Source organism: Streptomyces sp. BRA346 (genome assembly GCF_052851135.1).
Genome location: NZ_JAIWIH010000040.1, coordinates 1 through 12,475 on the forward strand (window position 1 = coordinate 1; position 12,475 = coordinate 12,475).

At 72.4% G+C, this 12,475-nt stretch carries 10 protein-coding genes; 5 read left to right on the forward strand and 5 right to left on the reverse strand.

The window, feature by feature from the left end; all coding sequences use genetic code 11:
- The 3 genes from LCH29_RS36000 to LCH29_RS36010 all read left to right on the forward strand — a co-directional run.
- Positions 1-4,003: alpha/beta fold hydrolase (locus tag LCH29_RS36000; protein ID WP_446465884.1), on the forward strand; the 4,003-nt coding region annotated here is incomplete at its 5' end.
- A gap of 165 nt (positions 4,004-4,168) precedes the next feature.
- Entirely contained in the window at positions 4,169-4,381 is a 213-nt protein-coding gene (locus LCH29_RS36005; RefSeq protein ID WP_446465885.1) for an MbtH family protein, read from the forward strand.
- A gap of 35 nt (positions 4,382-4,416) precedes the next feature.
- Entirely contained in the window at positions 4,417-5,943 is a 1,527-nt protein-coding gene (locus tag LCH29_RS36010) for an amino acid adenylation domain-containing protein (RefSeq protein ID WP_446465886.1), read from the forward strand.
- A 70-nt stretch (positions 5,944-6,013) separates the two neighbouring features.
- Here the strand turns inward: LCH29_RS36010 and LCH29_RS36015 are convergent, their stop codons facing one another.
- From LCH29_RS36015 to LCH29_RS36030, 4 genes are read right to left on the reverse strand one after another with little or no spacing between them, the layout of a single operon-like run.
- Positions 6,014-6,724 (reverse strand): acyl-CoA dehydrogenase family protein, encoded by a 711-nt coding sequence (locus LCH29_RS36015; protein WP_446465887.1) that lies wholly within the window; start codon positions 6,722-6,724, stop codon positions 6,014-6,016.
- A complete protein-coding gene (locus LCH29_RS36020) occupies positions 6,721-7,803 on the reverse strand; it encodes an acyl-CoA dehydrogenase family protein (protein ID WP_446465888.1) in 1,083 nt (360 codons plus the stop codon). The genes LCH29_RS36015 and LCH29_RS36020 overlap by 4 nt, the downstream gene beginning before the upstream one ends.
- Positions 7,793-8,047: a phosphopantetheine-binding protein gene (locus LCH29_RS36025; protein ID WP_446465889.1), complete on the reverse strand. Its 255-nt coding sequence runs from the start codon at positions 8,045-8,047 to the stop codon at positions 7,793-7,795. Before LCH29_RS36025 ends, LCH29_RS36020 begins: the two co-directional genes overlap by 11 nt.
- Positions 8,048-8,061: 14 nt before the next feature.
- Entirely contained in the window at positions 8,062-8,760 is a 699-nt protein-coding gene (locus tag LCH29_RS36030) for a hypothetical protein (protein ID WP_446465890.1), read from the reverse strand.
- A 265-nt stretch (positions 8,761-9,025) separates the two neighbouring features.
- Here LCH29_RS36030 and LCH29_RS36035 point away from each other — a divergent pair, with 265 nt between their 5' ends.
- Positions 9,026-10,147, forward strand: coding sequence for a class I SAM-dependent methyltransferase (locus LCH29_RS36035; RefSeq protein ID WP_446465891.1), 1,122 nt, complete (start codon positions 9,026-9,028; stop codon positions 10,145-10,147).
- A 102-nt stretch (positions 10,148-10,249) separates the two neighbouring features.
- On the opposite strand, the gene LCH29_RS36040 is transcribed toward LCH29_RS36035, so the two are convergent.
- Positions 10,250-11,077 carry an AfsR/SARP family transcriptional regulator gene (locus LCH29_RS36040; protein ID WP_446465892.1) on the reverse strand — a complete coding sequence of 276 codons (828 nt, stop codon included), beginning with the start codon at positions 11,075-11,077 and terminating at the stop codon, positions 10,250-10,252.
- 510 nt (positions 11,078-11,587) lie between these two features.
- Between LCH29_RS36040 and LCH29_RS36045 the strand changes: the two genes are divergently transcribed.
- Positions 11,588-12,475, forward strand: coding sequence for a helix-turn-helix domain-containing protein (locus tag LCH29_RS36045; RefSeq protein ID WP_446465893.1), 888 nt, complete (start codon positions 11,588-11,590; stop codon positions 12,473-12,475).

Sequence of the window (12,475 nt, forward strand, 5' to 3'; positions counted from 1 at the left end):
CCCCTCCTACATGGTGCCCTCGGCATTCGTCGCACTCGACGCCCTGCCACTCACCCCCAACGGCAAGGTCGACCGCGACAAACTGCCAGCCCCCGACGGCGACGCAGTGGTCACCCGCGGCTATCAACCGCCCATCGGCGTCGTGGAAGAGGAGCTGGCCGCGATCTGGGCGGACCTCCTCGGCGTGGAGCGCGTCGGCCGCAACGACGACTTCTTCGAACTCGGCGGCCACTCCCTCCTCGCCGTCTCCCTGGTCGAGCGCATGCGCGAAGCCGAGCTGTCCTGCGACGTGCGGGCGGTCTTCACCACTCCCACCATCGCCGGACTCGCCACCGCGGTCGCCGCCGGAGGCGGCGCCGAGGTGGAGATACCGCCCAACGCCATCCCGGCCGACGCCGACGCGATCACACCCGAGATGCTGCCCCTCGTCGAGCTGACCGAGGACCAGATCGCCAAGGTCGTCTCCACGGTCCCCGGCGGAGCCCGCAACATCCAGGACATCTACCCCCTCGCCCCGCTCCAGGAGGGCTTCCTCTTCCACCACGCGATGTACGAGGACGGCGATCCCTACCTGCTGTCCTTCCTCCTCACCATGGAGACCTGGGCGGCGGCGGACCGCTTCACGGCAGCGGTGCAGTCCGTGCTCGACCGGCACGACATCCTGCGTACGGCGGTGGCGTGGGAGGGCCTGCCCCGGCCGGTCCAGGTGGTCTGGCGGCATGCCGCCCTGCCCGTGGAGGAAGTGTCACTCGGCGGGGACGGGACCGTGGACGCCGCCGCCGAGTTGCAGGCGCGTTTCGAGCCCGGGCACTACCGGCTCGACCTGCGTACCGCGCCGATGCTGCGCGTGGTCACCGCGTACGACGAGCCGAACGACCGGTGGCTGCTGCTGGTGCTGATGCACCACCTGGTCGGCGACCACACCACGCTGGAGGTGATGCAGGAGGAGATCGCCGCCCTGCTGAACGGCCGGGCGGACGCGCTGCCGGAGCCGGTGCCGTATCGCAACGTGGTGGCTCAGGCCGTGCTCGGCACGACCCAGCAGGAGCACGAGGAGTTCTTCACCGAGCTGCTCGGCGACGTGGACGAGCCGACCGCGCCGTACGGCCTGCTGGACGTCCGCGGCGACGGCACCCGGATGGACGCCGTGTCCGTCGAGGTGGATCCGGCGGTGGCCCGGTCCCTGCGCGAGCAGGCGCATCGGCGGGGCGTGTCCCCGGCGAGCGTGTGCCACCTCGCCTGGGGGCTGGCGCTGTCGCGGCTGACCGGCCGCTCGGATGTCGTGTTCGGCACCGGGCTGTTCGGGCGGCTGAGTGGCGGCGCCGGGGCGGACCGCGGGATCGGCCTGTTCATCAACACGCTGCCGATGCGGATCGCGGTCGGCGCGGCGAGCGCGGCGGACGGCGTACGGGAGACCCACCACCTGCTGGCGGACCTGCTGGCGCACGAGCACGCGCCGCTGATGGTGGCGCAGCGGTGCAGCGGCGTCGCCGCCCCGGCGCCGCTGTTCACCAGTCTGCTCGTGTACCGCTACAGCCCTGTGGTGGCGGCCGAGTCGGACGCTCCGGAGGCGACGCCCTGGTCGGGTCTGGAGATGCTGGGGGCCGACGAGCGCACCACGTATCCGATCGACATCACGGTGGACGACCTCGGTGATGGCTTCGTCCTGACGGTGAAGGTGGCCGAGCCGGTCGAGGCGGAGCGGGTGTGCGCGCTGTTCAACACGGCGTTGGGGACCCTGACCGAGGCCTTGGAGCAGGCGCCCGGCACGCCGGTGCGGGACCTGGACGTCCTGCCTGCCGACGAGCGCGACCTCGTGCGGAGCGCCTTCCCCGAGGCGTCGGGGCGGCAGGTGCGCATTCTCGACGCGCAGGACCGGCTGACGCCGATCGGTGTGACCGGTGAGCTGGTGGCCACCGGTGAGCCCGGCGGTGTGCTGCGGCGCACCGGCGACCGGGGCCGGTGGCGGGCCGACGGCACCCTTGAGGTGGTGGCTCCGGAGGAGGAGACCGCGGGTGCTCCCGGTCTCACCGGTGCGGCCGAGCCCGCGTACGAGGCGCCGCGCGGTGCGATCGAGGAGCGGATCGCGGAGATCTGGGCGCGGTTGCTCGATGTGCCCCGCATCGGCCGTCAGGACAGCTTCTTCGAGCTGGGCGGTCAGTCGCTGCTGGCGATCCAGGTCGGGCTGGAGTGCAAGCGGGCGGGGCTGGAGGTGACGGTCGCGGATCTGTTCGCGTACCCCCGGCTGATGGATCTCGGCGAGGCCCTGGCCAAGCGGTCGGGTACGGGTGCGGGCACGGGGACGAGTGCGGGTGCGGCCGAACCGGCCGCCGCCGAGGACCGGGCCGTGGTGCTGCGTGCCGGGGAGCGCGGCCGGACGCCGCTGTTCCTGGTGCACGACGGCGACGGCTATCTGCTGTACGGGCGGGCGTTGCTGCCGTACCTCGACGAGGACCTGCCGGTGTACGGCCTCCCGGTGGACCCGGCCGGGCCGGATGGCATGCGGACGGTCGAGGGCAGTGCGGCCCGCATGGTCCGGCTGATGCGTGAGGTGCAGCCGGACGGGCCGTACCGGGTGGCCGGTTACTCCAGTGGCGGGACTCTGGCGTATGAGATCGCGGTGCAGCTGCGCGGTCTTGACCAGCAGGTGGATTTCGTCGGGCTGATCGACACCCACTTCCCGGGCAGTGCCGGTGTTTTCGCCGGTGCGCTGGACGGTGACGAGGCGTTCCTGCTGCGCATGTACGAGCAGTTGGCCCAGGGCGATCCGGAGCGGGAGGCGATGGTCCGCGAGCTGGTCGCGTCCGGCCCGCGCGACTTCGCCGGGCTCGTCGAGGCCGTGAGTGCGGTGTGGCCGCCGGAGATGACGGTGCCGGAGTTCCGGGCCGCGGTGTCCGCCATGCGCGCGATGCTGCGCGCCGAGACCCGGTACGTGGTCCATCCCAGCACCGTCCCGGTGTACCTCTTCAAGGCCGCCGAGTCGGTCGAGGCCGGGCCCGCCGGGGCCGCGCCGGACGGGATGCTCGGCTGGGGTCAGGTGCTGTCCCCGCGTACGGTCACGGTGATCACCGTCCCGGGCGATCACCAGACGATGATGACGGCGCCCCACCTCGACCGGTTCGGGGCGGACTTCGCGGCGGCGCTGAACGGTGTCGGCACGCCCCGGCAGTCCGGCGCGTACCAGCCGGTGGTGACGCTCCAGCGCGGGCGGCCCGGCACCCATCCGGCGGTGTTCTGCGTACCCGGTGCGGGTGCGGGCGTGGTGGGCTTCAGCGATCTGGCGTCCCAGCTGGGCCGGGACTGGACCGTGTACGGCCTCCAGCCGCGCGGCCTGGACGGTACGGAGGTGCCGCACAGCAGCGTGGAGGCGGCCGCCCGCGCCTATCTGGCCGGGATCGCGCGCACCGGCGTCACCGGACCGCTGCACCTGGTCGGCCACTCGTTCGGCGGCTGGGTGGCCTATGAGATGGCCACGGTGCTGCACGCCGAGGGCCGGGACGTCACGCTGACGGTCGTCGACAGCGAGGCGCCCGATCCGGCGGGGGCAGCCGTCTCGCAGCGCAGCCATCTGGAGGTGCTGACCCGCTGGCTGGAGATCTTCGAGATGACCGTCGAGCAGCCCTTCGGCCTCACGGCCGAGGAGGTGGCGGCGCAGCCGCTGGCGGCCCAACTGACCGCTGTTCACGGCAGGTTGGTCCACTTCGGGCTGGCGTCCGCCCGCACCTCGCCGTCGTATCTGCGGGGTCCGCTGACGACGTTCGCGGCCGCCGTGCGGACCGCGTATACCCCGCGGCAGACCTATCCGGGCCCGGTGCGGATGGTGTTCGCCGACGATCCCCGCCGTACGCGGGCGGAGAACGACGCCGAGTTCGCCGAGCGGGAGCGGGGCTGGGCCGCCTGGATCGCCGATCTGCGCGTCTCCCGGGCCCCCGGAAACCACATGACCACCCTCGACACGCCGCACGTCGGCGCCCTTGCCGAACTGCTGCGACAAGGCCGGTGAACCTGCTGACCACTGGCTGACCGGCCGCTGAGTAAATACACGGCCACCATTCCGGCGCACCATTCGGGGCGCCATGATGTAAGCGGGCCTCGGCTTCCGCCGCGGACCGAATTCCGGAGCATTCCGGTTTCTTCCGGAACTGTTTTCCCGAAAGGATGACGAGTGATGACCAATGTATTCGACGATCCGGACGGTCAGTTCGTCGCCGTGGTGAACACGGAGAACCAGCATTCGCTGTGGCCGACCGCCCTCGACGTGCCCGGCGGCTGGACGGTCGTACACGGCCCGGACACCCGGCAGAACTGCGTCGACTACATCGAGAACAGCTGGACCGATATGCGTCCGGCGAGTCTGATTCGGGAATCGGCCGGACGCTGAGCGGCCCGGGCGGAAACGACGGAGGGAGGGACCGCGTGGCTTCCATCGACCTGCCGGCCCGCACCGGCGGCCTGCACGACCTGGTGACCGCGCGGGCGCGGTCGGCGCCGGAGGCCGTGGCGGTCACGCTCGGCCCGGCGTCGGTCCGCTACGGCGATCTGCTCGACCGGGCCGAGCGGCTGGCCCGGCGGCTGTGCGATGCCGGGGTCCGGCCGGGGGACTTCGTCGGGGTGGCGGTGGACCGTTCCCTCGACGCCGTCACCGGGCTGCTCGGCGTCCTGCTGTCCGGCGCCGCGTATGTGCCGATCGCCGCCGAGCTGCCGGACGAGCGGATCCGGGCGATCGCGGACGATGCGCGCATCGGCGTGGTGACCGGGTCCGGTGCCCGGGTCGCGGACGCGATCCCGGCCCGGTGGATCCCGGCGGACGGGACCGGGCCGGGCGACGGGGACCTGCCGGGCTCCGCCCCGGACCGGCCCGCGTACGCCATCTTCACGTCCGGCTCGACCGGTCGGCCCAAGGGGGTGGTGGTGCCGCACCGGGCGGTGGTCGCGTCGACGCTGGCGCGGTTCGGCGTCTATCCGTACGACGACGTCACCTATCTGATGCTCGCGCCGCTGAGCATCGACGCCGCCGTCGCCGGGCTCTTCTTCACTCTCGCCGCCGGTGGCAGGGTGGTGATCCCCACCGCGGAGGAGGTACTGGACCCGCTGCTGCTGGCCGAGTTGGTGCGTGACCGTGCGGTGAGCCACCTGGACGGGCTGCCGTCGCAGTACGCGGCGCTGCTGCGCTTCCACCCCGAGTTGCTCACCGGTCTGCGGTGCGTCATCACGGGCGGCGAGAGCCTGCACCACGCCGTGGTCCGCGAGCACGTGGCGGCGCTGCCGGACACCTTGCTGTTCAACGAGTACGGGCCGACCGAGGGCACCGTGTGGGCCACCGTCCACCGGTGCACCGAGGCCGATGCCGGGCCGCTGGTGCCGATCGGGCCGCCGATCAGCGGGGTCCGGGCGACGGTCCGCGCGGCCGACCTGAGCGTGGCCGAACCGGGGGACCTCGGCGAGATCTACCTCGGGGGTGCCGGGCTGGCGTGGAGCTATCTGGGTCGGCCCGCGCTGACCGCGGAACGTTTCGTCGCCGACCCGGATCCCCGGTTCCCTGGTGAGCGGATGTACCGCACCGGCGACCTGGGTCATATGACCCCGGACGGCGAGCTGGTCTTCCAGGGGCGCACCGACAACCTGGTCAAGGTCCGTGGCTTCCGCGTCGAACTCGGCGAGCTGGAGGCGCACCTGCTCCAGCATCCGGATCTGCTGGACGCGGCCGTCGTGCCGCACACCACCGCGACCGGGCTGCGCCTGGTCGCGGTGGTGGAGTTCGCCCCGGGCCGGTCGGCGGGCGGCCGGGCGCTGTCCGCCTTCCTGGCCGACCGGCTGCCCGCGTACATGCTGCCCACCCGCTGGCGGCAGGTGCCCGAGCTGCCGCGGACCGGCAACGGCAAGGTGGACCGGCGGCTGCTGCGCGAGTCCGCCACGACGGTGGGCGCCGAACTGCCCGCCTGATCCCGATGCACGATCGGTCGCCCCCGGCCCTCATGGAGGACCGGGGGCGACCGTCATGCGTTCGCTGTCGTCACACGGTGGCGAGCCAGCGTTCCCCGGCCGTCCGCCACAGGACGCGCGGGGATCCGCACAGCTCCGTCAGCGCGTAGGCACCCCGGTAGAGCCGGACCACGTCCGGGTCGCTGGTGCCCGCCGCGCCATACGCCTGCACGAGCGTGTGCGCGCAGGTCAGCGCCGCCTCCACGCTGGCGCCCGCGGCGGCCGGTGCGGCGTGGCCGTCCGGGCGGCCCTGGTCCTCGTACCAGGCGGCGTGCCAGACGGCGATGCGGGCGAGGGCCAGGTCGAGGGCGGCCTCGGCGAGACGGTGCGAGGTGCCCTGGTACTCGATCTGCCGACGGCCCGTGATCACCCGGTCGGCCGCGCGGTTCTGCGCCGCCTCCAGGCAGGCGCGGCCGAGGCCCACCGCGTACGCGGCGCAGAGCAGCAGGTCGCGGTCGGTGGTGGCGGGTGCGGCGGCAGCTGTCATGTCGTCGGGCAGCTGCTCGCCGGGGTGGGCGTCGAGGAACGCGAGCCCCGCCCGTACCGTCGTGATGTCGTGGCAGCCCGCGCCCAGTTCCTCCAGCGCGAGACACCACTCCACCAGCCCGCCGTCGGCGAGGGCCGCGGTGACCCCGGCGTGCCGCAGCACCTCCCAGCCGGATCCACCGGGCGGAACCGCCTGGCCGCCCTTCCGCACGGCGTCCGCCAGCTGCCGCTGGTCGCGGTCGAGTTCGAGGTTCACCGTACGGCCCGTCCGATCGGGAAGTCATGGGCGATGAGATCGAGTTGCAGCTCCTGCGGGCCGCCCGAGACGGTCAGCTCCGGGGCCTCGTCCACGGCCGCCCGCAGTTCCGGCGTCGGCGCGAGTTCCTCGCCCGCCCACCGGGCCACCGCTTGACCGGCCCGCGCGCACGCCAGCTTCGAGTACGCGATCAGGACCTCGTCGGTGTCGAGGGCGTCGGCGGTGTGCATGGCGTGGAACGCGAGCGCGCGGGCCCCGGCGACCCGGGTCCGCAGCCGGACCAGGTCGCCGGCCGTCGCCGCGCGGTCCGCCGGGGGCAGTTGGTGGAACGCGTTCTCGGCGGCGCCCAGCCAGGACGTCGCCCGCGAGAGGCACTCGAACCCCGCCCGCTCGAATCCGATCGTGGACGGCAGCAGCGCCCACCCCCGGTGCAGCGGCCCGACCACGGCGTCCGGGCCGACGTACGCGCCGTCCAGCGTGACCTCGAAGTAGGGGTCGCCGAGCGCCCGCGGCACCGGGCTCAGCCGAATCGCCGGGTCGCTCAGGTCGAGCAGGAACAGGCTGATCCCGTCGTACCGGTTCCGGCCTTCGCGGGTCCGCGCCGAGCACAGGGCGATACCGGACCGGTCGGTGGCCACGCTCCAGGTCTTGACGCCCGTGAGCCGCCACCCCTCGCCGTCCGGGGCGGCCGTGGTGCGGAGCGCGGCCGCGTCGGTCCCGGCGCCGGGCTCGGAGAGCAGGAGGCTGCCGAACAACCGGCCGGACGCGATCCGCGGCAGCCATTCGGCCTGCTGTTCCGCGCTGCCGAAGGCGAGCAGCGCGCCGCCGATGGCCTGCACGGTGACGATGTGGATCACATCGGGCAGGCCGCGGGCGCCCATCCGTTCGGCGGCGGCCACGTGGTGGGCCAGGCTCAGTCCGCGCCCGCCGAACGCGGCCGGGTAGTGCACGGCCAGCAGCCGTTCGTCGCCGAGCCGGGCGAACAGCTCCAGCGGGTCGGTGCCGGGCGGCGCGGCGTCCAGTACCCGGTCCACCTCGTCGGCGAGCCGGGCCTGCGCGGCGTCCGGCTCAGGACGCATGGGTGGCCTCGTGCTCGGCCGCCGCCCGGACCTGCTCCACCGACGCCGCGAGGTCGCGCAGCGTCGAGTTCGCGAAGACCTGTGCCACCCGCAGCCGCAGCCCGGTCTGCCGGGAGAGCCGGCCGATGAGGTGCATCGCGGTGATGCTGTCGCCGCCGGCCGAGAAGAAGTCCTCGTCCAGCGTCAGATCGGGTCGGTCCAGCAGTTCCCGGGCCAGCTCGAGTACCAGCGCCTGGTCGTCCATCTTCCGTCCTTCCGTTACGCGGCGGCAGCGTCGATCGCGGCCGACAGCAGGGCCTGGACCTGCGGGGATGCAAGCGGTTCGGTGGGGGCGTCGACGTGGCGTACCGTCGCGCCCGCCGGGTCCGCGAGCAGGGTGTCCAGGCCCGAGAGGGGTTTTCCGGCGATCACCAGCGCCCGGTCCGTATCGGCCGGGCGGGCCGCCGAGCACGCGGTCAGGAACCGCAGCCAGGACCGGTAACGGTCGAGCAGGCCGTCCACCATCTCGAACGCCGCCTCGTCACCGCCGTATTGCCCGACCAGGCCGTCGCGGGTCTTGTTCAGCACCATTTCCCACTGGGCGAGGTCGCCCGCGGCGAACGCCTCGTACGCGGGTGCGTCGCACGCGAGGGTGCGGCAGAGCTTGGTCAGCTCGAAATGGATGACATCCATGGTGATCGGATACGGGTCGACCAACACGGCCCGTGCCCCGGCCCGTTCGGCGAGACGTACCGCGAAGGTCGCACCGGCGCAGTACGCCAGCACCACGTCGGGCCGCTCCGGCTGCTCCTTGAGCAGCTCGTCGGCCTGCCGCTCCAGGTCGAGCGGTCCGGCGACCTGGGCGACGAGCGGGTCGATCCGGGTGAGACGCCCGGGGCTGCCCGGTCCGGCCAGGAAGCCGAAATCCGCGGCGTTGCCACTACCGGGCAGATCCAGTGCGAGGACCTCGGTCAGCATGCGTCCGAGCCTTTCCACAGGGCAGCGAAATGGAATCCTGTGTGCTTCATCATCGGCATCATCGGTGCGCGGTGGACATTCCGAAAAGGGTTCTCAGTGCTTTGATCAGGACCCGGTCAGTGGTCGTTCAGTATGCGTTCAGCCACCGCTCAGTCTTCGCTCAGATCCCCTTCCGCGCCCTTGCCGGGCCATTTCCGGGAGCCCACGATGGTAATGATCTCCACCCGCGCGGCCGGGCGGAATATGGCCGAGGAAAGGGCATCGGATGGGAAGCGAATGGGAAACTCTGGTGGTCGGTGACCGCCAGGCGCGGGTCAACCTCGCGGGGCCGGTGCCGGAGCCCGATCGACCCCACCTGTGGCCATCGGTCGGTGAGTACCCGATTTACGACGCCTTCCTCTATCACGCCATGCTCGCCGACCGGCACCGCAACGAGGTGTTCCGCGATACCATCGTCCAGCAGGCGCCCGGCGCCACGGTGCTGGAGATCGGCTGCGGGCCCGATCTGCTCTGGTCGCTGTGTGCCGCGGAGGCCGGTGCGGACCGGGTGCTCTCCGTCGAGAGCCTGGACGACAGCGTCCGCCGTGCGGAGGAGCTGGCCCGGGACCGGGCGCCGGGCCGCATCAGCGTCGTGGCGGGGCTCTCGACCGAGGTGACGCTGCCGGACCGGGCCGGTCTGTGCATCGCCGAGCTGGTGGGCTGCATCGGCGGCTCCGAGGGCATGGCCCGAGTGATCGACGACGCCCGGCGCCGCCATCTCTCCCCGGGTGCCCGGGTGGTGCCGCACCGGGTCCGTACGCTGGCCGCCGCGGTGTGCCTCGCCGATCTGATGCCCGAAGGACCCGGAGTGCCGGAGATCCTGGTGCCGTACGTGGAGTCGGTGTTCCGTGCGGCCGGTGGCTTCTTCGACCTGCGGATGTGCGTCGGCGGGATCGGATACGACGCGATCCGCTCGACCACCGGGACGGTCGAGGATCTGCGGTTCAACGACGGTGTGTACCAGCAGGACGGCGATCTGCGGCTGACCATGACCCGGCCGGGCCGGGTCGACGGGCTGCTGCTGTGGCTGGACCTGGAGGGGCGGGCCGGTGGCGAGCGCCTCGACACCCTGGCGACCCGGACCAGCTGGCTGCCGGTCTACGTACCCCTACAGATCCCGGAGCCGGTGACCCTCGACCCGGGCGACGTCATCGAACTGCGGGTCACCTCCGAGCTGAGCGCCGACGGGGTCCACCCGGACTACCGGTTCGCCGGGTCGGTCCGGCGCGCCGACCGCCGGCGCGTCCCGGTCACGGCCGAGTCGCTCTACGCCGGGTCGGCGTTCCGGCGGTCGCCGCTGCACGAGGCCCTGTTCGGCGCCGCGGAGCCGGTGGCGGTACGCGCGTAGGCCGCTCGGATGCGTACAGGCCCTGGGGCCGGTGGCGCCCGACGGGGAGCCACCGGCCGCCGCCGGAGCCGAAGTTCCGCTAACCGGACGGGTGTTGGCCGGTCACGACACGGTCGGGGACTGCCGGACGGGCCTATAGCTGTTGGTGACGGATTCCGGGTAGTGGTCCGGTCCGTCACCGGACAGCACCCGCTGGTGCAGTGCGGCCAGTTCGGGGCTGGGGTCGAGCCCGAGCCGGTCGCGCAGGACCTGCCGGGCGGTGTTGAAGGTCTGCAAGGCGTCGACCCTCCGGCCGACCATCATCAGCGCGACCATCAGGTGGGTGTAGGCGGTTTCGCGGTACGGATTGCTCGTGATGAGCTCCTCGAGGGGCGGGATCGCCTCGGTGTGGCGCCCCATGGCGATCAGTGCGGAGGCGTACTCCTGGGTGGCCTCCTCGTGCAATCGGGTCAGCCGGCGCCGGTACGCGGCCAGCCGCGGCCCGCAGTGCACGCCGGTGAGCGGTTCGGAGCGCCACAACCGCAACGCCGCGGCGAAGTGGTCGGCGGTGTCCTCTATCGCGCCCTGGCTCAACGCGCCGCGCGCCTCGGCGACATGGTTCATGAAGCGGTCCGCGTCGACCAGATGCGGATCGAGCCGCAGCATGTAATTACCGTGCACGTGCCGGATTTCGGGACTCGTCATTCCGGCCGGGTACTGAAGTGTCCGGCGGATGCGGGAGACGTATACCTGGATCGTGTTCACCGCGGTCTTCGGCGCGAACGCGCCCCAGACCTCGTCGATCAGGTCCGCGATCGCCACGTACGAGTTGTTGCGGGCGGCGAGTAACGCGAGCACCGTCTCGACTTGCGGACTCAACACTGCTTGGCTCGCGGTTCTGGCCTCCAGGCCGCCCAGGAGTTTGATGATCATAGCCTCGTCGCGACTCACGGATGAGATCCTTCTCTCGAGCGCCTGCCCAAGACTGGCCACCACCAGGAACGTGGCCCTATGGGCTCTGCCAACGTGGAGTGCCGGGTCGGCCTGATGCGTCGTGTTGCTGGAGGCCGCCCCGTAATTCGTGATCGTAGTCTCGCCGTGACCAACCCCTCCCCTTGATCGCCTCGCGTCGTGCGATCAGGAAGAGTGCTCGAAGTCCTTCCAGGTCACGCCCGTACGTGCTTCATAACAACACTGTCACAGCACCGTGACAAAGCGACGCCCGGGTGGCGGGCGGGGGTGGGTTTCCGGACTGTGCTCAGTGGTTCTGCCGGCCGGTCGCGAGCAGCCCGCCCACCACGAGGGCCGCCGGCGATCCGGCCCCGCAGCCGTGAGCGCAGCACCAGGAACCCGATGGTCCGGGCGGCGAGGACCGCGACGGCGACCAGCAGCACCGCACCCCACACCAGGCGGCTGCGCAGCGATGCGGCCGGGTTCGGCGGGGCGTCGCATACTGGCCACATGGCTGCTGAGGCGGGACGGGAAGGCGAGGCGTTCCAGGAGTTCGTGCGGTTCGCGCCCCGGCTCGGCGGGATGGTCGCCTCCGCGGTGGGCTATCGCTCCGGCGGGCAGCCACCGGCCCTGCACCGGGGGCTGCCCTCCCCCTGGCTGACGTTGATCTTCTCGCTGGACGGGCCGGTGACCAGCGGACTCACCCTGGAGCAGGCGCGCGGCCCCGATGCGGTGCGGACCGACATCGTGGTGGGCGGGCTGCACCAGAGTCCGGCGTACATCATCCAGCCGGAGCACGAGACCGGGGTGCAGCTGGCCCTGCATCCGCTGGCGGCGCGCAGGCTGCTCGGCCTGCCCGCGGGGGCGCTCACGGATCAGCTCGTGGTGTCGGGGACGGAGGTGCTGGGCGCGCGGGCCGCGGAGATCCACGAGCGGATGCGGGAGCAGCCGGGGTGGGAGGAGCGGTTCGCCCTCCTCGGGTCGTATCTGCGGGCGCGTGTGGCCGCGGCGGACGAGGCCACGCCGGTCCGGCGCGAGATCGTCGAAGCCTGGGCGTGGCTGGCCCGCCACCGGGGCGCGGGCACGCTGCGCGGGCTGGCCGAGCACGTGGCGCTCAGCCCGCGGCGGCTCACGGCGCTCTTCCGGGCCGAGACCGGGCTGAGCCCGAAGCAGGCCGCCCGGCTGATGCGCTTCGAGCACGCCAAGGGCACCGTGGCCCGGTCCTTCGCCGCGGGCGCCCCCGCCGATCTGGCGCGGGTCGCGGCCGACTGCGGCTACTACGACCATTCGCATCTGGTGCGGGACTTCCGCCAGTACACCGGCGTCAGCCCCACGGTCTGGCTCGCCGAAGAGTGCCGGAATATCCAAGCGGGCGGGCACCGGAACGGCGAAGAGTGA